This is a genomic window from Desulforamulus hydrothermalis Lam5 = DSM 18033, assembly GCF_000315365.1.
Taxonomy (GTDB): Bacteria; Bacillota; Desulfotomaculia; order Desulfotomaculales; family Desulfotomaculaceae; genus Desulfotomaculum; species Desulfotomaculum hydrothermale.
In genome coordinates this window covers 87690-110566 of sequence record NZ_CAOS01000007.1, presented here as the reverse complement: position 1 = coordinate 110566, position 22877 = coordinate 87690, and the positions used below count along the sequence as shown (strand labels likewise).

Below are 22877 nucleotides of genomic sequence, written 5' to 3'. Positions count from 1 at the left end.
ACCCCCCCCGGAGGGGGGCATAAAATAAAATTTTTTTTTTTTTTTTTTTTTTATTATTAGTGATGTCTCCCACTGGTGGGGTTCTATTTGGCCCGGGAGCCTTTTTTTTTCCTTTTTTTTCCGGGGGTGGGGGCGCGGGGAAATTTTTCGCCCACACCCTTTTTTTGTTTGGGGAGGTTTTGGGAAAAGTTTTCTTCCGGGCCCAAATTTTTTGTTTTTTTTCCACTTTTTTAAAAAAGCCCCCCTTTTTTATGGCCGAAAAAATTTGGGGGGTTTTTTTTAGCCATTCTGGGCAAAAAGATTTTTTGTTGGGCGGGTTGGTTTATTCCTACCCCCCCTTTTGGTTCGGCCCAGACTTATTTTTCCCTTTTTCAATTCCCGCCAAGGGCCCCGGTCCACCTTATAGTTCGTAAAATAGAATTGACCCCTTGATTGTCAAATAAAACTGCCCCACCCATATGATAAAATTTCCCCCGAAAAGGGGGATGCAAAAAAAAGTTGGTCAGTAATGTACAAATGGCAACGTTTTAAAGCTCTGTATGCCCAGGGGGTTAGCATTCAGAAAAATAGCCAAAACAGTGGGCGTATCAAGAAACACCGTTAGAAAATACCTAAGAGATGTTAATCCGCCGGAGTTTAAGGCCAGAAAGCATGAAAAACAACTTGATCAGTACCGTGAAGAAATCCAAACTATGCTCCATAAAGGCTATATTGGTACAAGAATCCACAAAGAATTGGTTCAAAAAGGCTACAAAGGCTCTTTATCCAGTGTACACCGTTTCCTGCGAGCCTTTAAAGAAGATGATAAGGCCGATAAATTAGCTACTACCCGTGTTGAAACTGATCCTGGCAGGCAGATGCAGTATGATTGGAAGGAGTGGATGCTGCCGGTTGCCGGAAAGCCAGTAAAAATATATATCCATGAAGTAGTCTTATCATGCAGTCGGATGAAACATTATGCCTTCTCTTTGAGTATAACCACGGCCGACGTAATCCGTGCCCTTGCTGAATCCTTTGATTTTTTTGGCGGGTATGCTCTGGAACTGGTAATGGACAATGCCAAGCAAATGGTTATTACCCACCGGGGGACGGTATCGTTCGTTACAATGATGATTTTCTAAAGTTCTGTGGTTTATATGGTATCCAGCCATCAGCCTGCGAAAAGTACCGTGCCAGAACAAAAGGAAAAGTTGAACGTCCGTTTTATTATGTTCAGGAACAACTGCTGCGTGGCCTGGAGGTGGACAGTTTAAGTGATTTTGCCGTTAAACTTAGAGAATTCCAGGATGAATACAATAAAAGACCCCACAGCACGTTGGGGCGGCCACCGGAGCAAATGTTTGAAGAAGAAGAAAAAGCACACCTGTTGAAAATACCTTCTATCGAACCGGCTTTATTACAATTCAAAGAACCCAGGAGGGTAAGTAATGATGGCTATATTTCCTATGAGGGTAATCTTTATCCCGTCCCCATGCGCTACTGCACAAAAAGGGTGTGGACAGAGATTATCTATGGACGGCGAATGAAAGTATATGACGAGGCTGGAAAACTGCTGAGTGAGTTTGATCTTTACCTGCAGAAACAAGCCAGCCGTCCGGTCCACCCGGAACATGAGGCTATGAATCGTCAATTTCAAGAAAAGAAAACCAGAGTTCGTTCCGCTCTGGTAGAGAAGTTTATCAGCACTTTTGGCGAAGCTGGCCAGGTTTATCTGGAGGGCCTGCGTAATCAGGCAGGTGCCAACCTCTACTGGCATTTAGCAGAAATTATACGCTACCAAAACATATATACCACTGAAGAAATTATTACAGCCATAAAAGAATGTCTGAATATCGGCTCTTTTCACAAAAATAGTATTAAAAGACTACTGGAGAAAAAAGAAATTACCCCGCTTTCTTTGGCTGGTTATAACAAGACAAATCTTAATCTGCCATCAATGAAAATTAAACGTGACCTTTCTTATTATGACCTGAATGAAAGCGAGGCGGCAATTTCATGAGCAATAAGTTGACCAGTTATTTAGAAAGCCAGATGAAAGCATTAAAACTGAAAGGTGTACTTACACATTATCAGGAAATCACGGAAAAGGCAAGTCAAAACAACTTGTCTTATAAAGAATACCTCTCTCTGTTATTCGAAGAGGAATTAAAAAGAAAAAACGAGGGAACAGTCAGGACTAAAATTAACAAAGCCCGCTTTCCATATATTAAAACATTGGAGGAATTTGACTTTAGCTTTCAGCCTTCACTAAGAGAAAAAGAAATCATCAGCTTAAGTTCTTTGGACTTTATTGAGAAAAAGGAAAATGTAATTTTCTTAGGCCCGCCTGGGGTGGGCAAGACCCACCTGTCAGTAGCCCTTGGTATTAAGGCATGCATGGCCAAATACCGAGTGGTATTTATTACTGCCCAGAAGCTGATGGAAGAATTAATGCTAAGCTCACGGGATGGTAGTCTTATGGACAAGCTCCTGGGCTATTCCCGGCTTAATCTTTTGATAATAGATGAACTTGGTTATATGCCAGTAAGCAAAGAGCAGGCCGATCTTCTTTTCCGCTTGGTCTCCATGCGCTATGAGAAGGGAAGTATTATCTTAACCAGCAATTATAACTTTAATGAATGGGGGGGGATATTTTCTGACCAGGTGGTGGCGGCGGCCATAATTGACCGGCTTGTCCATCATGCCCGGATATTTTATATCAACGGGACAAGCTATAGGCTAAAGGGCAAGCTAAAACCAGAAAACAACCCATTAAAATGAAAGCCCATAACCTCATGCTCTTTGACCTTTAAATGCTAAAATTTTGCCTGCCTTACAGGCGGCAGCAACCGGTACAATTGATTGAGGCGAGGCGGTTAGCCCAATCATCTCCTCATTGCCTCGCTCCTGAACCGGCTGCTGACGGTACCTGTCATGGCTGAGCGGAAGCGAGCCAGGCAAAATTTTCGCCTCATCCGTGATTGTTTTATTATTTTAGGTATTCAGGTGGGTCAAATTTATTTGCACAAGGTGGGTCAAATCTATTGACAATCAATAAATACGTGGCGTGGCTTGACCGGCCCTTTACAACGGCAGATGTTATCCAGATTCATGAAAATGCTTTTGCATACTTTGGTGGTATGACAAAAGAGATTGTCTACGACCAAGACCATCTTATCCTGGTCAGCGAAAACTACGGAGACCTGATTATGACGCATGAATTTGCCGCTTATGCGAAAAAACGGGGTTTTCAAATCTACATGTGCCGTAAACAGGACCCAGAGAGCAAAGGACGGATAGAAAACGTAGTGGGATACGTAAAAAAGAACTTTGCTAAACATCGGATGTTCTTTAACCTGGACAAGCTAAACGAAGATTGCCTGGCTTGGCTAGAACGGACAGGTAACGGAAAGAAGCATAACACGACAAAGAAAATACCGGCGGAAGTGTTCGTCCTCGAAAAACAACACCTTCGACCGGTTCTTGAAAAAATGGAAATAAGTTGTACCAATAGTATAACAAGACGAGTTCGAAAAGACAATACTGTTTGGTACAACGGCAATCGCTACTCGGTTCCGTTGGCGGTTAAACCCCCTATTATTAGAGTCTTTATCCCAAAATCGTCTTTTTCCATAGTTTTTTATTAAGTTAACGTTTAAACTTTCCATGAAGGACCAGCGGCCTTGACAGCCCTAAGGACTGCGGTGCTATTTAAATACCGACGGGCGGCTCCGAAAACATGCAATAAGGTTATACGTTCCGTCAGGATAAAATTATACCACAGCCCTTTTAACGGGCTGTCAAGGCTACCCTACGGCGCTTGGTGCTTAATCCAAAGGAACCTCTGGGACTCACCAAAAACATGCTTGATTAAACTTTTACGATAAATGGTTTCACTCTGCCTGCTGCTAATTGATTAATAAATTCCAATGGCGATAAATCATATAAACTGCCATGCAGGCGGCGTTGGTTGTAAAACTGAATATGATCACTAACAATCCGGTAGGCATCCTGGTAACTGGCAAATTCGTGCCTGCTCAGGCAATCCCTTTCCAAAATAGCATGAAATGATTCAATATGGGCGTTTTTGTTCGGTGTCTTGGGTGGAATACGCTCATGTTCTGTGCCATATTCCGAACAAGCATCTTCAAAGGCATGGCTAATAAACTGTGGACCATTGTCATTTCTAATAATTGGCCTGGTTGACTCAGAAAATAGCCGACGTTTCCACAAAGCTGGGCGGCATGTTTTCCTTCGCAGAAAAGCCCAATATGATAATCTATAATCATCCGATCATAAACATCTTATGATACACATTAAGTAAAAAAATCTATTTTCGCCTGCAATATATCCGTATTTAACGTCGATTTCCCATAGCTGGTTGGAGCCTGTTATTTCCCGGTTCATAGCAATTCTGCGCGGGTGTTTAAGGCGTACCCTGCGTTGCGGCTCTAATATGTCTAACTCCTTGCAAAGACGATATACTTTCTTTTTGTTAACCACGAGGTTATACTGGCGTTGCAAGCATCGTGTAAGCTTACGGTACCCATATACGTTTTCTTCCCCGGCAATTAGCTCTAAAAGCCATTCTTTAATTTGTTCATTCTAATTGGCTGATTGTTTAAAGTTAGTGAATATCCAGGAATTTTTCTTCCGCCATTGTATTCGCGCCGCTCCTTAGGAGGATATTTTTTGCGGTAATAGTAGGTGGCTTCATTTACGCCGACAATCCGCAATACAATGGCTGCTTAGTATCCCCGGGCAATCCATTTGTCGGCTATTTCTATTCTGTATGAAAGCCCGGGTTTTTCTTTTTTATTAAATCCCTCAATATGGCGATTTCAAGATCCTTTTCGCCCAGGAGTTTTTTTAATTGATTGTTTTCCTTTTCTAATTGTTTAAACTCTTGATGTGAGGGCACATAAACTGCTGTTTTCTTTGCTCCGCTGCTTGTATGCTCCCATGCTTTGTGTTTTGACCGGCTAATCCAGCGGTAGAGGGTTTTGGGGCTGATTTCGTGGCGCTTGGCCACTTGTACGACGTTACCGGTTTCCACTGTTTCTTGAATTAATTGGTCTTTAAATTCCTTTGGGTATCTCTTGCGCTTCATTCTTATCCCCTTTCTGTTGATTAAAGTTTATATCATTTGGGGATAAGACTCAAATCTTTTCAAGGGGCTAAATAGTCCTTGCAGCCATGCTCTAAGTTTATAATCGTTCCAACTTCTAGCGAAGTTTTCCTGTTGAGAAAAAAGTTTAATTTTAATATAGATATCTAATATCCTCTTACAATAAATCTAACTTCATACATATACTGTCATAACAGGCACAATTTAATGCTGATTTTTGCAATAGACTTTCCGGAATCTCACTTCGCTCTATTTTAGTAAAATCCCATCTTGCCATATAGGTAGCTGCTGTATTAGTAAGTAAATACGCTGTATTCCCTCCAGTTTGAATGGCTCTTTCTAGAGCTTTATTTACAAGTGCTGTGGCAATTCCTGACTTACGCCGGTCAACGGAAACTGCTAATGAACGCAGCAATACTGATGTTCCAGACCTCTCCATGCCAATAACACCTACTATATTGCCATCATAATCGGCCACAAAAAAATCATTCAAATTCTCTAATATCCCCTCTACCGGGAGACCATTAGAACTTAAGAGTCTTTCAATAGCTGGGTAATCACTGCTATTGGCAGAACGGATATGATAGTCCAAGCCTGGTGTAAGCTTAATATTTGCTTTCTTTGCCCGGATAAAGGCACTGACTATTGACCCGTTTAATTCATGACGTTCATCATCTGTTAAGTTGGGCAGAATGTCCTTCCCCTGTGAACTTGTTAAATCGTAGACTCGGGTTACCTGAATCTCAACATTTTGAAATCCTGCTGCAGTAAGTTTTTCTCGATATTCTTTTTCTTGCAGTGCACCGGCGATACATCCCGCCCAGGCCATTAAATCTTGCTGTACTTTTGGTGGGAGTGGGCGAGTTAAAACAATATCAGATACAGCAAATCTACCTCCTGGCCTTAGTACCCGATATGCTTCCTTTAACACACGATCCTTGTCTGATGAAAGATTGATAACGCAGTTAGAGATAATAACATCTACGCTGTTATCCGGTAACGGAATATCTTCAATATGCCCTTTAAGAAATTCCGCATTACTAATGCCTGTTTTAGCCTGATTCGCTCTGGCTGCTGATAACATTTCATCGGTCATATCTAAACCAAAGGCTTTTCCATAGGGTCCCACTCGTTGGGCAGATAAGAGAACATCCAGCCCAGCGCCACTCCCCAAGTCCAATACTACTTCACCCGCATGTAGTTCCGTTAGAGCAGTGGGGTTGCCACATCCGAAAGTTTTTGCCACCAAATCTTCAGGCAATCCTACAACCTGATCCTGCTGATATAGGTTACCGGTGATAATTTTCGTAGCTTGACTTAAGGAATCTCCCCCACAACAACTACTTCCACCACAGCAACTACCTTTGTTAGTGATAGCCTGGGCATATTTTTCTTTAACAAGTTCTCTAATATCTATCTTCATAACGAACCTCCTTTTGCATCAAATTTATTTGATGCAATTGCTTAAAAAAATTATTTCAAGGCAAAATCCTGTGTAATTTGTTCAATATATTGTCTTAAAGCCTTAGTATTAATAAAATACATTTTCCACTTACCTCTGGGTTCCTCTGTGACCAGACCCGCATCCACTAATTCCTTCATGTGATAGGACACTCTGGACTGAATCATGCCCAATGCTGACATTAATTCGCAATTACAAAACCCCGGCCTTTTGTCGTCCTCACCGGGAATAGGACAACAACCCTCCTCACTTTGGGCCAGCATCAGCATTATTTTGTAACGGATAGGATCACTTAAGGCCTTTGCTATTTTAACTGTATCTATCATAGTTATATCATATCAAATAAGTTTGATATTTCAAGTTAAATAAAATAATCTTATTTATCTTTTAGAATTCGATCCAAAATTTCCGCAGCATCCTTCACAAGTTTGGGACAAATTGTAGTAAATAACTTCTCTTCTCTGGCCCTTTTTAGTTCATCATTGTTACTTATATCGCAGTTTAACAGTTCCTTACAGGTTATAGTTCCGTTTTTGGCTTCAAATTCATTAACAAACTCCTTAACTATGGCATATGCCTTCTCTTTTGTCTGTCCGTCACGAGCCTCAGTATGACCATATTTCAGTCCTAGTACCATAAATGCACCGTTAACAGCGCCACATGTTTCCGCCATCCGAGCAACCCCTCCGCCAAAGGGTGCAGACAGTTTTAATGCTGTCTCTCTGGAAATCCCAAATTCGGGGCCGTAGGTTGCAAGTATTGCCTGGGAACATAGATATCCTTCTTCAAATAGCTTAACAGCTTTCTCAACTTGATTCATGACCAACCTCCTAAATGTAATAATAATTACACATATCATATCAAATAATTTTGATGCTAGCAATATCATGTCAAATTATTTTGATGTTAATACAAAAAAATAAGACACACCAAAAGTATAGGCGTGCCTTGTGAACTAACCATTGGCTATTTCACCAAAGGTTTTCATATTTTCATTAGCCTGTTTGACAAGTATTTGCCCCAAAACATCCAGCTTTCTATAATTTCAGGATACTTAATGCTGTAGATGGCCTTTAAGCCTTCCTTTCTACTTTGCAGGATATCCTGTTTTTTCATTACTGCAAGGTGTTGGGAAGTATTTGCTTGTTCAACGTTAAGTTCTTCAAATATTTCACAGACACAAAGTTCCCCTATTCGAACACACCTGTAAATACTTACAACAAATGACCCCAGCCTTTTTAGGACAGGGGTCATTTGTATTGAAAATTTACAGCTGCGCCCACTAGTTACCAATATTATTACTTAGTTACCGACTTTACTATAGAGTTACCAAGTATATTATTCGGTTACCAACTTTATTATCATTGAAGCAACAACATAATATGATCGCTACTCCTACTCCACCGTCACGCTCTTGGCCAAATTTCTCGGTTTATCCACATCGCAGCCCCGGTATACAGCCATGTAATAGGCCAGCAGCTGCAGCGGGATAACTGTCAGGATGGGCGCCAAAATCTGGTGCGTTTTGGGAATATACAGCACCCGGTCGGCAATTTTGGCCACTTCGGTATGGCCTTCCATGGCCAGGGCAATTACCGAAGCATCCCTGGCTTTAACTTCTTTAATGTTGCTGACCATCTTTTCAAACAGGCTTTGCTGGGTGGCCAGGGCAATTACCGGGATGTTTTCCACAATGAGGGCCAGGGTGCCGTGTTTGAGTTCGCCGGCCGCATAGGCTTCCGCATGGATGTAGGAAATCTCCTTCAGTTTCAAGGAACCTTCCAGAGCAACGGCATAGTCCAGGCCGCGGCCGATGAAGAAGGTATCTTCGGACCGGTGGTACTGCTGGGCAAATTCTTTAACGGGCGCCGCATTATCCAACACTTCCTGGGCTTTGGCATAAATTGATTTCAGTTCGCCCAGGATTTCTTTAATATTGCCGGCAGCCAGGGTGTTGCGTTCCTGGGCCAGGTAGAGGGCCAGCAGGTACATGGCCACCAGCTGGGTGGTATAGGCCTTGGTGGAAGCCACTGAAATTTCCGGGCCGGCCCAGGTATAAATGATGTCGTCAGCTTCCCGGGCCACTGAGCTGGCGATCACGTTGGTAATTGCCACCACCCGGGCGCCGCGCCGCCGGGCTTCCCGCAGGGCAGCCAAGGTATCGGCGGTTTCGCCGGACTGGCTCACCACCACCACCAGGGTATCTTTATCTATAATGGGGTCACGGTAGCGGAATTCGGAAGCAATGTCCACTTCCACCGGCAGCCGCACCAACTGTTCAATAACATATTTGCCTACCAGGCCGGCATGATAGGCTGTGCCGCAAGCAGTAATGACAATTCGTTTAATACCCTTGATTTGTTCCGGCGTCATATTAATTTCATCCAGCATAACTTTGTCGCCGGCATGGGAAATGCGGCCTTTCAGAGTATCCCGCAGGGCCCGGGGGCTGCTCGTAGATTTCTTTCAGCATGAAATGGTCATAGCCGCCCTTTTCGGCCTCTTCGGCATCCCAGGTAACTTCAAAGATTTCCTTTTCCACCACTTTGCCGCTGACATCCCGGATGATTACCCGGTCTGCTCTTAACTCCACCACATCACCGTCATTAAGCAGGTAACAGCGGCGGGTGTGTTTTAACAGGGCCGGAATATCTGAAGCCAGCAGGTTTTCGCCCTGCCCCAGCCCCACCACCAGCGGCATATCTTGACGTACCGCCACAATCCGCCCCGGCTGGTCCACCGAGATGGCCATAATGGCATAGGAGCCTTCCAGGTGCGAAACCGTTTTTTGCACCGCTTCCACCAGGTCACCTTTATAAAAATGCTCAATTAAGTGGGGAATTACCTCGGTATCGGTTTCGGATTTAAATACATGGCCCATGGCAGACAACCATTCCCGCAGCTGCAGGTAGTTTTCAATAATGCCGTTGTGCACCACCGCAATTTTGCCGTCGTTGGAGGTGTGGGGGTGGGCATTAATGTCGCTGGGACGGCCGTGGGTAGCCCAGCGGGTATGGCCAATACCGATGGTGGCATCCAGTTCTTTGCCGCTTAAAGCCTTTTCCAGTTCGGACAGGCGCCCCATTTTCTTTTCCACTTTCAACCCGTCCTGATCCAGCACCGCAACACCGGAAGAATCGTAACCTCTATATTCAAGCTTTTTTAATCCTTCTAAAATTATGGGAGTGGCAGGTCTGCTGCCTACATAACCGACTACGCCGCACATAGATGTCGACCTCCTTAAAATAGCATGCCGCAGCCACACCGGCTACGGCTTGTTGTTTTTCTGTGTAATTTACCCTGATTAAGGCAATACCATACCAGGGCGTGAACACTGCAAAATGCCGCCTGCTGGTCACCTGTAGTTTTTGGCCCGGAAGTTGCCTCCCGGATTTGTTCTACGCTGCGGCCGTGACCGGGCCGGAGGGCATCCGCCGAAAAATTCGATCTTCCCTCTCCTCGTCAACCCAGCACAAGCTGGGCTCTGGCGCTTGTTTTTTTATGCAGTTTTCTTTTGAACCGTCCTTATCACCCCCCTTAGCGGATTACAGGGTTGTTGTCAACTTTATATTATGCGGGCAGCAGTTAAATGCTGCCCACAATTTCTGCCATTTTGTCGACAATGGTCTGCAATTCTGCCATGTCTTTGCCTTCCACCATAATGCGCACCAGCGGCTCGGTGCCGGAGGGACGTACCAGAATTCGCCCCTGGCCGGCCAAATCCCGCTCAAAACGGCGAATGGCTTCGGTAATGATGGGGCTGTTCATAACTGCGGTTTTATCCTGTACCCTGACGTTTTGCAATATTTGCGGGTATTTTTCCATTTGTTCCGCCAGTTGGGCCAGGGATTTACCGGTTTCTTTAACCACCGCCAGCAGCTGCAGCGCTGTGATAATACCGTCGCCGGTGGTGTTGTGCTCCAGAAAGATAATATGCCCGGACTGCTCGCCGCCAAAGCGGGTGCCGGTTTCCAGCAGTTTTTCCAGCACATAGCGGTCGCCTACTTTGGTTTCTACCACACTGATGCCGCTCTTTTCCAAAGCCTTGTGCAAACCAAGGTTGCTCATCACGGTTACCACAACGGTATTTTTGCGTAGTTTTCCCTTGGCCTTAAGGTGTTTGGCACAGATAACCATAATCTGGTCGCCGTCCACCAGGTTGCCGGCGCTGTCCACCGCCAGCACCCGGTCGGCATCGCCGTCATGTGCCAGGCCCAAATGGGCACCCTGCTTAACCACCTCTGCCATCAGGCCCTCGGGATGGGTGGAACCGCAGTTGTCATTAATATTAACACCGTCCGGCAGGTGATTAATGGCAATAACCTCCGCTCCCAGTTCAGCTAAAACCCGGGGCGCTACCCTATAAGCCGCCCCGTTGGCGCAGTCTACCACCACTTTAAGGCCTTTGAGGTCGGTATTAACAGTGGTTTTAACATATTCCACATAGCGATCTAAGGCATCCTCCACCCTGTACATGCGGCCCAGTTCGCCGCCGGTGGGTTTGGGCAGCTTATCTTCCGCATCGGTGGCCAGTTTTTCAATCTGGGTTTCCAGTTCATCAGGCAGTTTGTAACCGCTGGGCCCGAAAAATTTAATGCCGTTATCCTCAACCGGGTTGTGGGAGGCAGAAATAACCACCCCGGCACCCGCTCCCAGCGCTCTGGTTAAATAAGCAATAGCCGGTGTGGGCAATACGCCAACCTGGTAGACATCCACGCCAACCGAGCAAACGCCGGCAGCCAGGGCAGCCTCCAGCATGTCGCCGGAAATCCTGGTATCCCGGCCGATAATAACTTTTTTCGGCTGACCCTGCCTGGTTAAAACATGAGCACCGGCCCGCCCCAGCCGGTAGGCCAGCTCGGCTGTCAGCTGGGTATTGGCCACGCCGCGCACACCGTCGGTGCCAAATAATTTTGCCATTATCTCACTGTTTCCTCCTTATATCACAAGCAAACCCATAATAATCAAAGCTATTATATAACCAATAACTTTTGACTGTCAATTTTTTAAATAACCCGGGCGCTACTATTTGGAGGACGCCCGCCGGGGCTAATCAGGGCTGCACCTCCGGTGCCGCCGGGCCGGTATTGTCCTGGGGTTTTTCAACCGGCTCCGGGTCCGCCGGCTGCTTGGGTTTAACCTGGAAGGCCAGCTCCACTTTGCCGGGAATTATATCCACCACTCCGGCCGGCAGCAGTAACCGGGCTTCCTTAATAACATCACCGGTGATACCGTCAATGCGGATGGTTTCAGTATTGATGATGTCCAGGTTCTGCAGCACTTCCACCGGGGCGTAAACCTGGACGGTGGCCGGTTGGGGAATCACCCGCAGCAGTTGGTAGGGATCGGCCGGGCTGCCGGAATAGCGGGGCACCACCGGCAGGGTACGGGAAGGCAGGGCCCGGGTAACGGGCACCAGTACCTTAACCCTGTCGGGCGTGGCGGCAACTCCCGCCGGCAGCGGTATCATCAGTTGTTGTTCGATATTTTGGCTGGTGCCTGTAATATCAACCGTCAGCTCCAGTTTTTTGAGATCCTGCAGCACCTTGGCCGGCCCCCGCACCAAAACCGCCGTGGGTTGCACCACCGGTTCCAGGGCGGTATAGCCGCTCAAGGGCTCGCCCTTCACCGCAGCAGCCACCGGCAGTTGTTTTTGGATCAACCTTTCTGCCACCAGGTTTAACCGGGCAGGGTTTACCTGTATTACCTGCAGGCCGCTGGGAGCGGATACCTGCACAGGCCGGCTGTTTTCTCCTTCGCCGATGTTGCCCAAATCAACATAAGCCTGAAAATCTGCAGACCGGATGCCGGAAAGCTGGGTATTTTTCCCCTGCACCCGCACGGTTACGCTTTTGGGCAGGCCGCTGACGGTTAAGCCCTGGGGCAGTTCCCCCCTGGTTTCCAGGGCTACCCTGAATTCCTGCTCTTTAACGGGATTTTGCACGATGTTAACGTAAACCCAGAGCAGCAAGGCCAGCAGCACTGAAAGCAACAGCATGGTGTTTTTGCTCCATTTCAGCCGGATCATGCTTCGTTCCTCCTAAAAATGCTGCCTAAGGAACCGGGTTGTTTTTGCTCCAAAGCGTCATTTAATTTTTGTTTCAGGGTAGATTCATCCAGCATGCGGTCAATTTCGCCGTCCATTGCCATTGAAATGGCACCTGTTTCTTCAGAGACAATAACCGCCACCGCATCGGATACTTCGCTTATGCCAATGCCGGCCCGGTGCCGGGTGCCCAGTTCCTTACTGATGTATGGGTTTTCCGACAGGGGCAAAAAACAGGCGGCCGCAGTTACCCGGTCGCCCCGGATAACAACCGCCCCGTCATGCAGGGGGGTGTTGGGGATGAATATATTCACCAGAAATTCCGCCGTAACAATACCGTCAATTTTTATGCCGGTATCAATGTATTCTTCCAACCCGGTGACCCTTTCGATAATGATGAGGGCACCCATTTTATTTTTGGTTAACACCTGCACCGCCCGCACCACCTCGTTAATCATCCGGCTGCGGTCTGCTTCTTTCAGAGTGTTAACGGTACGGCTGAAAAACTTGCCCCGCCCCAGAGTTTCCAGGGCCCGCCGCAGTTCCGGCTGAAATACGATGGGCAACGCCACCACCAGGGCAGTCATCACCTGTTGCAGCAGCCAGTTAACGGTGTACAGGTGCAACCAGCTGCTGACGGTGGTGGCCACCAGCAGCACCACCAAGCCCTTAATCAGCTGCACCGCCCGGGTGCCCTGAATAATCAGCATAAAGCGATAAAATACATAGCTGACCAGCAAAATGTCTAAAATGCTGGTAAAGTTAAATATATCAAGGTTCAGCGCCTTCAGTTGTTCCAGCAACCGGCACTCCCCCCACCTTCAGATATTTGTAGTATTTCTCAGAAAGATGGACTAATCCTTATTTGTTTTTTCGCTAACATATTTCATTTAACCTTCTAGTTATTATAAGGAATATTTTCACTTTTGGGGAAGTAAAAAATAAGATTGGGCCCTAAGTCCCAATCTTATTATGCCGGGAAAGCTTGCCTTGTCACTGGATTTTGTGTTCTTCCAGCAGGCCGTAAGCCATGCTGTCGGCCAGGGCCTGCCAGCTGGCTTCAATAATGTTGGTGGAAACCCCTACGGTGCCCCAGGTTTTTTTACCGTTGCCGGTTTCAATTAAAACACGCACCATGGCTTCGGTGCCGGCCTTTTCTTGCAGTACCCGCACTTTGTAATCCAGCAGCCGCAGGCCCGCCACTTCGGGATAAAAAGTTTCCAGGGCTTTGCGCAGGGCGTTGTCCAGGGCATTGACCGGTCCGTTGCCCTCCGCTGCCGTATGAACAACCTCATCTCCCACCTTTAGCTTAATTACCGCTTCCGAATGGATAGGCTGTTCCTCCCGCATTTCCAGAATCAGCCGCATGCTTTGCAGTTGGAAAGGCTCCCGGTAACCGTTAAGGGCCTTGCGCAGCATCAGTTCCAGGGATCCCTCGGCCGCCTCAAACTGGTAGCCGCGGTGTTCCAGGTTTTTCAACCGGTCTAATACCTGCCTGCCCTCGGGGCTGTTTTTATCTAAATGCAGTTCTTTGTATTTATACAGCAGGTTAGAAATTCCCGCCAGTTCAGACATCAACACCCGCCGGGTATTGCCCACCAGCGCCGGGTCCAGGTGTTCGTAGGTACCCGGTTCTTTTAACAGGGCACTGACATGGATGCCTCCCTTGTGGGCAAAGGCACTCTCGCCCACATAAGGCTGGTTGGCCACCGGGTTTAAGTTGGCCAGTTCATAGACATAGCGGGAAAGCTCGGTCAGGTAAACCAGGTTTTCCCGGGGGATGGTGGTGCAGCCCAGTTTAAAGGTAAGATTGGGGATGACGGAACAAAGGTTGGCATTGCCGCACCGCTCGCCCAACCCGTTAACGGTACCCTGCACCTGAACAGCCCCTGCCTGCACCGCCATCAGTGTGTTGGCCACCGCCATCTCGCCGTCATTATGGGCATGGATACCCAGTTCTACTCCGGGCAGCTCCTCCTTAACCCGGCTAACCGCCTGCCAAACCTCCAGGGGCAGGCTGCCGCCGTTGGTATCGCAGAGAATCACGGCATCCGCGCCCCCCTGTACGGCCGCCCGCAAAACCTCCAGGGCATAATCGGGGTTAGCTTTGTACCCGTCAAAAAAATGCTCCCCGTCAAAGAACACCGTCAGGCCATGGGCCTTAAGATAGGCCACCGACTCCCTTACCATGCGCAAATTTTCTTCCAGGGTGGTGTTTAAGGCCCTGATAACATGAAAATCCCAGGCTTTGCCGAAAATAGCGGCCGCCTTAACGCCGGCTGCCAGCAGGCAGTTAAGGTTGGCATCCTGATCGGCTGCCACGCCGGGCCGGCAGGTACTGCCAAAGGCGGTTATGATAGCGTTTTTCAAGGGGTACTGCCGGATACGGTTAAAGAATTCCATATCTTTAGGGTTGGAACCGGGCCAGCCCCCCTCGATATAATGAAAGCCCATTTCGTCTAAACGCAGGGCAATTTTAATTTTATCATCGGCCGAAAGGCTGACCCCTTCCCCCTGGGTGCCGTCCCGCAGGGTGGTATCGTAAATTTTAATGGTTGCCTTTAAATTCCCAATGTGAACCACCTCATTTATGCTATGGGGTTTTTCTTAACGGTCAGGCATCCTGGCCCAGCGCACTGATAACGGCATCGGTCATTTCCACTGTACCCAGGCGTGTTTTGCCCGGCTGCATGATGTCACCGGTGCGGTAGCCCTGTTGCAGTACCTTATTTACCGCCCGTTCAACAGCGGCAGCTTCATCCTCCAGGCCAAAGGAAATGCGCAGCATCATGGCCGCCGACAGGATGGTGGCAATAGGATTGGCCAGGTTTTGACCGGCTATATCCGGTGCTGAACCGTGGATAGGTTCATACAGGGCCACTTCGCCGCCCAGGCTGGCGGAAGGCAGCATGCCAATGGAACCGGTAAGTTGGGAAGCCAGGTCGGTTAAAATATCGCCAAACATGTTTTCGGTTATCAGCACGTCAAACTGTTTGGGGTTGCGCACCAGTTGCATGGCGCAATTATCCACATACATGTGGCTTAATTCCACATCCGGGTATTCGCCGGCCAGGCTTTCCACCACTTCCCGCCACAGGCGGGAGCTTTCCAGCACGTTGGCTTTATCCACCGAGGTCAGCTTTTTACGGCGCCGGCGGGCCATTTCAAAACCCAGCCGGGCCACCCGGGCCACCTCATGGGTGGTATATTCCAGGGTTTCAACCGCTTTTTGGCCGCCCCCCGGCAAGTCCTGCCGGTGTTTTTGGCCAAAGTATAGACCGCCGGTAAGTTCCCTGATAATCAAAATATCCAACCCTGCCACAATATCTTCTTTTAGGGTGGAAGCAGTCGCCAGGGCAGGATTTACCACTGCCGGGCGCAGGTTGGCATACAGCCCCAGCTTTTTGCGCAGCGGCAACAGGGCCCCCCGCTCCGGCCGCAGTTCGGGGGCCAGGTTATCCCATTTGGGGCCGCCTACCGCCCCCAGTAAAACAGCATCGCTGTTACGGCAGACCGCCAGGGTTTCCTCCGGCAGCGGGTGGCCGGTGGCATCGTAAGCTGCCCCGCCGATTAAAGCGGTTTGCAACGCAAACTGACGGTTATATTTTTCCCCCACCGCCTGCAGCACTCTGACCGCCTGGGGGATTATTTCCGGGCCGATACCGTCGCCGGGCAGCAGCGCAATTTTATACATCCTGCTTCACCCGCCCTTTAACGTAGTTAATCAGCCCGCCCGCTTCAATAATCTGCCGCATAAAATCGGGAATGGGTACGGCCTGGTAAGTTTTTCCGTCAGTCAGGTTGGTGATGGCGCCCGTGGCTGCGTCTACCGCAATAACATCCCCTTCCTGCAGTTCATCAATAATCTCGGGACATTCAAAAATAGGCAGGCCGATATTAAAGGCGTTGCGGTAAAATATCCGGGCAAAGGATTTCGCCACCACACAGGATACCCCGGCCGCCTTAATGGCAATGGGCGCGTGTTCCCGGGAGCTGCCGCAGCCAAAATTTTTGCCCGCCACCAGGATATCGCCGGGCTTTACCCGGGAGGCAAACTGCGGGTCGGCATCCTCCATGCAGTGCCTGGCCAGCTCTGCCGGGTCGGAGCTGTTAAGGTAGCGTGCCGCAATAATTAAATCGGTATCCACATCGTTGCCAAATTTCCATACTTTACCCTGCAGCTTCATTTACAGCACCTCCTCGGGATGTGATATGCGGCCTGTCACGGCACTGGCAGCGGTAACTGCCGGGTTGGCCAGGTATACTTCACTTTCCGGGTGGCCCATGCGGCCCACAAAGTTGCGGTTGGTGGTGGCAATGCAGCGTTCCCCCTTGGCCAAAATGCCCATATGGCCGCCCAGGCAGGGGCCGCAGGTGGGGGTGCTGACCACCGCGCCGGCATCCAGGAAAATTTCAAACAGTCCTTCCCGCATGGCCTGGCGGTATATTTCCTGGGTACCCGGGATAATAATTAACCTGACCCGCTTGTTCACTTTTTTGCCCTGCAGCACTTGGGCAGCCAGGCGCAAATCTTCCATCCGCCCGTTGGTGCAAGAACCGATGACCGCCTGGTGGATTTCCACCTGGCCGGCCTGGCTCACCGGCCGGGCGTTCTCCGGCAGGTGAGGAAAAGCCACCTGGGGTTCAATTTTGCTTGCATCAAATTCGTAAACCGCTGCATAAACGGCATCCGGATCGCTGGTATAAAAGGTGTAGGGGCGTTTGGCCCGACCCTCTACATACTGCCGGGTAATCTCATCCGGCTCAATAATGCCGTTTTTGCCGCCCGCTTCAATGGCCATATTGCACATGGTAAACCGTCCGTCCATGGAAAGCCGGCGGATGGCTTCGCCGCAAAATTCCATGGCCCGGTAGAGGGCGCCGTCCACCCCGATTTGGCCGATCGTATAAAGGATGAGGTCTTTGCCGCCCACCCATTTGTTTAAGGAACCGTGATAAACAAACTTCAGGGATTCCGGTACTTTAAACCAGGTTTCGCCCAGGGCCATGGCGGCAGCCAGGTCGGTGCTGCCTACCCCGGTGGCAAAGGCACCCAAAGCACCGTAAGTGCAGGTGTGGGAATCAGCCCCGATCACCACATCGCCGGGACCCACCAGCCCCTGTTCGGGCAGCAGGCAGTGTTCAATGCCCATACGGCCCACTTCAAAATAATTGGTCAGTTCCTGGCTGTGGGCAAAGTCCCGCACCAGTTTTGCCTGTTCCGCAGACTTGATGTCTTTGTTGGGGGTAAAATGGTCGGGCACCAGGGCTACCCGTTCTTTATCCCAAACCCTGGTCAGGCCGATTTTTTGAAATTCTTTAATGGCCACCGGTGCGGTAATATCGTTGGCCAGCACCAGGTCTACCTTGGCGTTAATCAGCTCCCCCGGTTTGACGCTATCTTTTCCTGCTGCCGCAGCCAGTATCTTTTCTGTTATGGTCATGGGCACGGTACTTCACCTCTCATATTAGCTAAAAATGCTTAACTTCTGTCATAAATCAATTTATTTACGGCATTGACATAGGCTTTGGCGGATGCTTCCAAAATATCGGTGCTGACCCCCCGGCCGGTGTAAATTTTTTCCTGGCCGCTGCACTTTAGTTTTACGGTAACATCGCCCAGGGCGTCTGTGCCGCCGGTAATGGCATTAATGGCATAGTTAACCAAAGTGCAGGAAATGCCGGTAATTTTGTCCACAGCCTTGTAGATGGCATCCACCGGGCCGTCGCCGCAGGCGGCATCTTCCTGCCGTTCCTCCCCTACCCTAAGCCCTACGGTGGCTGTCGGCACCACCGTACTGCCGCTGGAAATGTGGAAGTATTCCAGCGTATAGGTATCCGGGATATGCCTGATTTCATCTTCCACAAGGGCCTGCAGGTCGTCATCCGTAATTTCTTTCTTTTTATCGGCCAGTGCCTTGAATCTGGCAAAGGCCAGGTTCAATTCTTCATCCGACAGGTTGTAGCCCAGCTCCGCCAAACGGTCCCGGAAGGCATGCCGGCCGGAATGTTTGCCCAGCACCAGGTTGCTGGCCGCAATGCCAACCAGCTCCGGGTTCATAATTTCGTAGGTGGTGCGTTCTTTCAACACGCCGTCCTGGTGGATGCCGGACTCGTGGGCAAAGGCGTTTTTGCCCACCACTGCTTTGTTAGGCTGCACCGGCATGCCGGTTAACGAACTAACCAACCGGCTGGTGCGGTAAATTTCCCGGGTGTTAAAACCGGTGGTGAGGCGGTAAAGATCCTGGCGGGTGTACAGGCCCATCACCACTTCTTCCAGGGCGGCGTTGCCCGCCCGCTCACCAATGCCGTTAACGGTCCCCTCCACCTGACGGGCGCCTGCTCCAACGGCAGCCAGGGAATTGGCCACCGCTAACCCCAGGTCATCGTGGCAGTGTACGCTGACCACTACCTTTTCAATGCCCGGTGTTTTCTCCATCACCTGTTTAATAAACCGGGCAAACTCATCGGGCATGGCATAACCTACGGTATCCGGTATGTTAATTACCGTAGCGCCTGCTTTAATTACCTCGCCAAACACCCGGGCCAGGTAATCCACATCCGAACGGGAGGCATCCTCCGCCGAAAACTCTACATCCGAAGTGTATTTTCTGGCGTGCCGCACCGCCGCCACAGCCGCCTCCACCACCTGATCCCGGTTCTTGCGCAGCTTGTATTGCAGGTGTATATCCGAAGTGGCAATAAAGGTATGGATGCGGGGCTGTTCGGCATCCCGCAAGGCTTCCCAGGCGCAATCAATGTCTTTAAAATTGGCCCGGGCCAAGCCGGCCACCGTAACTCCCCGCACTTCCCGGGCCACTGCCTGCACAGCGGCAAAATCCCCGTGGGAGGTAATGGGAAAACCGGCTTCGAGAATATCCACACCCAGGCGGGCCAGTTGCCTGGCAATTTGCAGTTTTTCGTTGATGTTTAAACTGACGCCCGGGGATTGCTCACCATCCCGCAGGGTTGTGTCAAAAATATAAACCCGGTTGCTCAAACCATTCCCTCCTGTCATTCTTCTTGCCGGTCTACTGCATTACAAATGTCCGCACCTGTCAGCACCATGGGCAACACATTTTCATCCGGGTCAATGGCGCAGTCCACCAGCACCGGCCCCGGTTCATTGAATACTTCCGGCAGGGCTGCCAGCAGCTCCTGCTCGGTGCGTACGGTTAAGCCCTTGAAGCCATACAGGCGGCCCAGTGCCGCAAAGTCAGGCACAAAGCTAAAGTCCACTGCCATGTACCGTTTATCACAGTAAAACTCCTGCAGCTGCCGCACCATGCCCAGCCGCCGGTTGTTTAAGACAAATATTTTTAAAGGCAGGCTTTGTTCCGCGGCGGTGGCCAGCTCATTGAAGGTCATTTGAAAACTGCCGTCACCGGTAACCAGCACCACTGTTTTGTCCGGCCGGCCAAAATGGGGCGCCGATGGCACCGGGCAAACCGAAGGCCCATGCAGCCCAAACCGCCGGAGGTAACCAGTTGGCGGGGGGATTTAAAAGGAAAGTGCTGGGCTACCCACATCTGGTGCTGGCCCACATCGGTGGCAATAATTACATCCCCGCCGCTGTGGCGGTAAATTTCTTCTATTATATATTGCGGTTTCAGGTAACGGCCCCCCATGCGGTACCTGGGGGCAAATTCCGTTTTCCAATAGCCCACGGTGTTAACCCAGGGTGTGTTTTGTTTCTTATCCAACCGTACCAGCAGGTCTTCCAGCACCCTTTTGGTATCACCCACGATGGGCAGGTGGGAAATAACGTTTTTACTGATCTCCGCCGGGTCGATATCCACATGGATAACCTTGGCCCGGGGAGCAAAACCGGCCACCCGCCCGGTTACCCGGTCGTCAAAACGGGCCCCCAGGGTAATTAACAGGTCACACTCGGTAACCGCCAGGTTAGCCGCTTTATTGCCGTGCAGCCCCAGCATGCCCAGGAAAAGCGGGTGGTCGCCGGGAAAAGCCCCCAGCCCCATCAGGGTGGAAACCACCGGGGCGTCAATGGTTTCTGCCAGCCACACCAGTTCTTCCGATGCGTTGGCATTTACCACCCCGCCGCCGATGTAAATAACCGGCCGCTGGGCCTGCATGATCAGTTTGGCGGCCTGGTTGATTTGTGCCATGTGCCCTTTAACGGTGGGCTTATAGCCCATCAGCTCAACCTCCTGGGGATATTTAAACTGAATGGGCGTCATGGCAATATCCTTGGGCAGGTCGATTAAAACCGGGCCAGGCCTGCCGGTGCGGGCAATGTGGAAAGCCCGCTTAACAATCATGGGCAGCAGCTTGGGGTCTTTAACCAGGTAGTTGTGTTTGGTAATGGGCATGGTGATGCCGGTAATGTCCACTTCTTGAAAGGCATCCGTCCCTACCTGAACGGTGGGAACCTGCCCGGTAATGGCCACCAAGGGTATGGAATCCATATAGGCGTTGGCCAGGCCGGTGACCAGGTTGGTGGCGCCGGGCCCGGAGGTGGCCATACAGACGCCTACCTTGCCGGTAGTCCGGGCATAACCGCTGGCCGCATGGGCTGCCCCCTGCTCGTGCCGGGTAAGTATGTGCTTGATCTGGCTGTCTTTTAAGGCATCGTACACAGGGAGGATGGCACCACCGGGATAACCAAAAACTAATTCCACACCCTCCATCTCCAGGCAGCGAACCAACGCTTCGGCACAGGTAATTTCCAAAGCATATCCCTCCCGAACAGGCTGACTGCCGTCAGCCGTCAGCTTATAATCTAAAAGGCGCTTATTTTTTCAACCAGGGCATCATCTGGCGCAGCTGGGCGCCCACCTTTTCCACCGGGTGCTGTTGTTCCGTTTTGCGGATGGCATTAAATTGCGGCCCGTTTACCTGGTTTTCCAGCATCCAGTTGCGGGCAAAGGTACCGTTTTGAATTTCTGCCAGCACCCGTTTCATTTCTTCCCTGGTTTGCCGGTTGATGATGCGGGGACCCACCATATAGTCGCCGTATTCTGCGGTATTGCTGACCGAATATCTCATGCGGGAAAGCCCTCCCTCGTAGATCAGGTCGACAATCAGCTTCAGTTCGTGCAGGCACTCAAAGTAAGCCATTTCCGGAGCATAACCGGCTTCCACCAGGGTATCAAAACCTGCCTTAATCAGCTCACTGACACCGCCGCACAGCACTGCCTGTTCGCCAAACAGGTCGGTTTCGGTTTCTTCCTTAAAGGTGGTTTCAAAAACCCCCGCCCGGGTGCAGCCGATGCCCTTGGCATAAGCCAGGGCAATGTCTTTGGCTTTACCGGTATAATCCTGGTGCACTGCCACCAAACCCGGCACCCCTTTGCCTTCTACATACATGCGCCTGACCAGATGGCCGGGGCTTTTGGGCGCCACCAGAAAGACATCCACATGCCGGGGCGGCACAATTTGCCCAAAGTGAATATTGAATCCGTGGGAAAACATCAAAGCCTTGCCTTCGGTGAGATGGGGCGCAATTTCGGTGGCATAAACCCGTCCCTGAATTTCATCCGGCAGCAGCACCTGGATGACATCCGCCTTGGCGCAGGCTTCCGCCACAGCCGCCACTTCCAGCCCGTCTGCCTCCGCCTTGGCCCAGCTGGGGCTGCCCCGGCGCAGCCCTACCACCACATCCAAACCGCTGTCACGCAAGCTCTGCGCCTGGGCGTGGCCCTGGCTGCCGTATCCTAAAACAGCAATCTTTTTGCCCTTTAAGTACTCCAGATTAGCATCTGCATCATAATAAATCTTTACCATGTTTAGTCCTCCTCTTTTGTCCTGTTAAGATTGGTATATTTGGCACCCCGCAGCATGGCTACTTTGCCGGTGCGCACCAGTTCTCTGATGCCAAAGGGCCGCAAGGCTTCTTCAAAGGCATTGATTTTTTCCTGGTTGCCGGTGCATTCCAAGGTTAAGTTTTTGTGGCCGTAATCCACAATGTTGGCCCGGAAAATCTGGGCAATCTGCATAATTTCTCCCCGGGTGCCTGACTCGGCGTTAACCTTGATCAGCACCAGTTCCCTGTCAACATGGGGGGATGAGGTAATATCGCTGATTTTAATGACATCAACCAGCTTATGCAGTTGTTTGCTGACCTGTTCCAACACCCGTTCATCTCCCTCCACCACAATGGTCATGCGGGAAATTGCCGGGTTGTCGGTGCGTCCCACCGCCAGGCTGTCGATATTGTAGCCCCGCCGGCTGAACAGTCCGGCCACCCGGGCCAGCACTCCGGGGCTGTTTTCCACTAATACCGCCAGTGTATGGTACAT

23 protein-coding genes and 3 pseudogenes are annotated in these 22877 nt (G+C 50.1%); 5 read left to right on the top strand and 21 right to left on the bottom strand.

Going from position 1 to position 22877, the window contains the following annotated elements:
- The coding region (locus DESHY_RS14390; RefSeq protein ID WP_207635913.1) for a hypothetical protein at positions 1-226 on the bottom strand (226 nt) is incomplete at its 3' end.
- Positions 227-539: 313 nt separating this feature from the next.
- Between DESHY_RS14390 and DESHY_RS14540 the strand changes: the two genes are divergently transcribed.
- From DESHY_RS14540 to istB, 4 genes and pseudogenes are all read left to right on the top strand, one after another.
- Positions 540-1121 (top strand): transposase, encoded by a 582-nt coding sequence (locus tag DESHY_RS14540; RefSeq protein ID WP_008410969.1) that lies wholly within the window; start codon positions 540-542, stop codon positions 1119-1121.
- Positions 1094-1312: pseudogene (locus DESHY_RS14925) on the top strand (integrase core domain-containing protein); the annotation flags it as partial. The gene DESHY_RS14540 and the pseudogene DESHY_RS14925, both read left to right, overlap by 28 nt.
- Before the next feature lie 24 nt (positions 1313-1336).
- Positions 1337-1999 carry a Mu transposase domain-containing protein gene (locus DESHY_RS14535; RefSeq protein WP_476580437.1) on the top strand — a complete coding sequence of 221 codons (663 nt, stop codon included), beginning with the start codon at positions 1337-1339 and terminating at the stop codon, positions 1997-1999.
- On the top strand, positions 1996-2760 hold the full coding sequence (istB, locus tag DESHY_RS05185) for an IS21-like element helper ATPase IstB (protein ID WP_008410967.1): 765 nt from the start codon (positions 1996-1998) through the stop codon (positions 2758-2760). Before DESHY_RS14535 ends, istB begins: the two co-directional genes overlap by 4 nt.
- Before the next feature lie 12 nt (positions 2761-2772).
- Here the strand turns inward: istB and DESHY_RS14000 are convergent, their stop codons facing one another.
- Positions 2773-2940: a hypothetical protein gene (locus DESHY_RS14000; protein ID WP_160162480.1), complete on the bottom strand. Its 168-nt coding sequence runs from the start codon at positions 2938-2940 to the stop codon at positions 2773-2775.
- A gap of 83 nt (positions 2941-3023) precedes the next feature.
- Here DESHY_RS14000 and DESHY_RS05180 point away from each other — a divergent pair, with 83 nt between their 5' ends.
- Positions 3024-3626, top strand: coding sequence for an IS21 family transposase (locus DESHY_RS05180; protein WP_008410965.1), 603 nt, complete (start codon positions 3024-3026; stop codon positions 3624-3626).
- A 223-nt stretch (positions 3627-3849) separates the two neighbouring features.
- On the opposite strand, the gene DESHY_RS13540 is transcribed toward DESHY_RS05180, so the two are convergent.
- The 19 genes and pseudogenes from DESHY_RS13540 to ilvN form a co-directional block, all read right to left on the bottom strand.
- Positions 3850-4212, bottom strand: coding sequence for an IS3 family transposase (locus DESHY_RS13540; RefSeq protein WP_008410964.1), 363 nt, complete (start codon positions 4210-4212; stop codon positions 3850-3852).
- Between the two features lie 60 nt (positions 4213-4272).
- Positions 4273-4575 carry an IS3 family transposase gene (locus tag DESHY_RS14845; RefSeq protein WP_082210467.1) on the bottom strand — a complete coding sequence of 101 codons (303 nt, stop codon included), beginning with the start codon at positions 4573-4575 and terminating at the stop codon, positions 4273-4275.
- A 187-nt stretch (positions 4576-4762) separates the two neighbouring features.
- Positions 4763-5089, bottom strand: a complete 327-nt coding sequence (locus tag DESHY_RS05170) for a transposase (protein ID WP_008410960.1) — start codon at positions 5087-5089, stop codon at positions 4763-4765.
- A 175-nt stretch (positions 5090-5264) separates the two neighbouring features.
- On the bottom strand, positions 5265-6530 hold the full coding sequence (gene arsM / locus DESHY_RS14800) for an arsenite methyltransferase (protein ID WP_008410958.1): 1266 nt from the start codon (positions 6528-6530) through the stop codon (positions 5265-5267).
- Positions 6531-6580: 50 nt separating this feature from the next.
- Complete coding sequence (locus tag DESHY_RS05160) at positions 6581-6895, bottom strand: ArsR/SmtB family transcription factor (protein ID WP_008410956.1); 315 nt, start codon at positions 6893-6895, stop codon at positions 6581-6583.
- A gap of 50 nt (positions 6896-6945) precedes the next feature.
- Positions 6946-7389, bottom strand: a complete 444-nt coding sequence (locus DESHY_RS05155; RefSeq protein WP_008410955.1) for a C-GCAxxG-C-C family protein — start codon at positions 7387-7389, stop codon at positions 6946-6948.
- 164 nt (positions 7390-7553) lie between these two features.
- The gene (locus tag DESHY_RS05150; protein ID WP_008410954.1) at positions 7554-7823 is read right to left on the bottom strand and encodes an ArsR/SmtB family transcription factor; all 270 of its coding nucleotides are present in this window, start codon (positions 7821-7823) and stop codon (positions 7554-7556) included.
- A gap of 141 nt (positions 7824-7964) precedes the next feature.
- Positions 7965-9795: pseudogene (gene glmS, locus DESHY_RS05145) on the bottom strand (glutamine--fructose-6-phosphate transaminase (isomerizing)).
- A 359-nt stretch (positions 9796-10154) separates the two neighbouring features.
- Positions 10155-11489, bottom strand: a complete 1335-nt coding sequence (gene glmM / locus DESHY_RS05140) for a phosphoglucosamine mutase (RefSeq protein WP_008410950.1) — start codon at positions 11487-11489, stop codon at positions 10155-10157.
- Positions 11490-11622: 133 nt separating this feature from the next.
- Positions 11623-12597 (bottom strand): CdaR family protein, encoded by a 975-nt coding sequence (locus tag DESHY_RS05135; protein WP_008410949.1) that lies wholly within the window; start codon positions 12595-12597, stop codon positions 11623-11625.
- Positions 12594-13418, bottom strand: coding sequence for a diadenylate cyclase CdaA (gene cdaA, locus DESHY_RS05130; RefSeq protein WP_008410948.1), 825 nt, complete (start codon positions 13416-13418; stop codon positions 12594-12596). Before cdaA ends, DESHY_RS05135 begins: the two co-directional genes overlap by 4 nt.
- A 190-nt stretch (positions 13419-13608) precedes the next feature.
- Positions 13609-15198 (bottom strand): citramalate synthase, encoded by a 1590-nt coding sequence (cimA, locus tag DESHY_RS05125; protein WP_008410946.1) that lies wholly within the window; start codon positions 15196-15198, stop codon positions 13609-13611.
- Between the two features lie 31 nt (positions 15199-15229).
- Positions 15230-16309, bottom strand: coding sequence for a 3-isopropylmalate dehydrogenase (gene leuB, locus DESHY_RS05120; protein WP_008410944.1), 1080 nt, complete (start codon positions 16307-16309; stop codon positions 15230-15232).
- A complete protein-coding gene (gene leuD, locus DESHY_RS05115) occupies positions 16302-16802 on the bottom strand; it encodes a 3-isopropylmalate dehydratase small subunit (RefSeq protein ID WP_008410942.1) in 501 nt (166 codons plus the stop codon). Before leuD ends, leuB begins: the two co-directional genes overlap by 8 nt.
- Complete coding sequence (leuC, locus tag DESHY_RS05110) at positions 16803-18065, bottom strand: 3-isopropylmalate dehydratase large subunit (RefSeq protein ID WP_008410940.1); 1263 nt, start codon at positions 18063-18065, stop codon at positions 16803-16805.
- Positions 18066-18097: 32 nt separating this feature from the next.
- A complete protein-coding gene (locus DESHY_RS05105; RefSeq protein ID WP_048817902.1) occupies positions 18098-19615 on the bottom strand; it encodes a 2-isopropylmalate synthase in 1518 nt (505 codons plus the stop codon).
- A 14-nt stretch (positions 19616-19629) separates the two neighbouring features.
- Positions 19630-21308 (bottom strand): annotated as a pseudogene (gene ilvB / locus DESHY_RS05100) (biosynthetic-type acetolactate synthase large subunit).
- Positions 21309-21369: 61 nt separating this feature from the next.
- Positions 21370-22362 (bottom strand): ketol-acid reductoisomerase, encoded by a 993-nt coding sequence (ilvC, locus tag DESHY_RS05095; protein WP_008410934.1) that lies wholly within the window; start codon positions 22360-22362, stop codon positions 21370-21372.
- Between the two features lie 2 nt (positions 22363-22364).
- A complete protein-coding gene (gene ilvN / locus DESHY_RS05090; protein WP_008410933.1) occupies positions 22365-22877 on the bottom strand; it encodes an acetolactate synthase small subunit in 513 nt (170 codons plus the stop codon).

What these genes read in the sequence shown, in the direction of transcription:
- DESHY_RS14540 (WP_008410969.1), top strand. Translation starts at nt 540, where the DNA reads ATGCCCAGGGGGTTAGCATTCAGAAAAATAGCCAAAACAGTGGGCGTA.
- DESHY_RS14535 (WP_476580437.1), top strand. Translation starts at nt 1,337, where the DNA reads ATGTTTGAAGAAGAAGAAAAAGCACACCTGTTGAAAATACCTTCTATC.
- istB (WP_008410967.1), top strand. Translation starts at nt 1,996, where the DNA reads ATGAGCAATAAGTTGACCAGTTATTTAGAAAGCCAGATGAAAGCATTA.
- DESHY_RS05170 (WP_008410960.1), bottom strand. Translation starts at nt 5,089, where the DNA reads ATGAAGCGCAAGAGATACCCAAAGGAATTTAAAGACCAATTAATTCAA.
- arsM (WP_008410958.1), bottom strand. Translation starts at nt 6,530, where the DNA reads ATGAAGATAGATATTAGAGAACTTGTTAAAGAAAAATATGCCCAGGCT.
- DESHY_RS05160 (WP_008410956.1), bottom strand. Translation starts at nt 6,895, where the DNA reads ATGATAGATACAGTTAAAATAGCAAAGGCCTTAAGTGATCCTATCCGT.
- DESHY_RS05155 (WP_008410955.1), bottom strand. Translation starts at nt 7,389, where the DNA reads ATGAATCAAGTTGAGAAAGCTGTTAAGCTATTTGAAGAAGGATATCTA.
- DESHY_RS05150 (WP_008410954.1), bottom strand. Translation starts at nt 7,823, where the DNA reads ATGACCCCTGTCCTAAAAAGGCTGGGGTCATTTGTTGTAAGTATTTAC.
- glmM (WP_008410950.1), bottom strand. Translation starts at nt 11,489, where the DNA reads ATGGCAAAATTATTTGGCACCGACGGTGTGCGCGGCGTGGCCAATACC.
- DESHY_RS05135 (WP_008410949.1), bottom strand. Translation starts at nt 12,597, where the DNA reads ATGATCCGGCTGAAATGGAGCAAAAACACCATGCTGTTGCTTTCAGTG.
- leuB (WP_008410944.1), bottom strand. Translation starts at nt 16,309, where the DNA reads ATGTATAAAATTGCGCTGCTGCCCGGCGACGGTATCGGCCCGGAAATA.
- leuD (WP_008410942.1), bottom strand. Translation starts at nt 16,802, where the DNA reads ATGAAGCTGCAGGGTAAAGTATGGAAATTTGGCAACGATGTGGATACC.
- ilvC (WP_008410934.1), bottom strand. Translation starts at nt 22,362, where the DNA reads ATGGTAAAGATTTATTATGATGCAGATGCTAATCTGGAGTACTTAAAG.
- ilvN (WP_008410933.1), bottom strand. Translation starts at nt 22,877, where the DNA reads ATGTACCATACACTGGCGGTATTAGTGGAAAACAGCCCCGGAGTGCTG.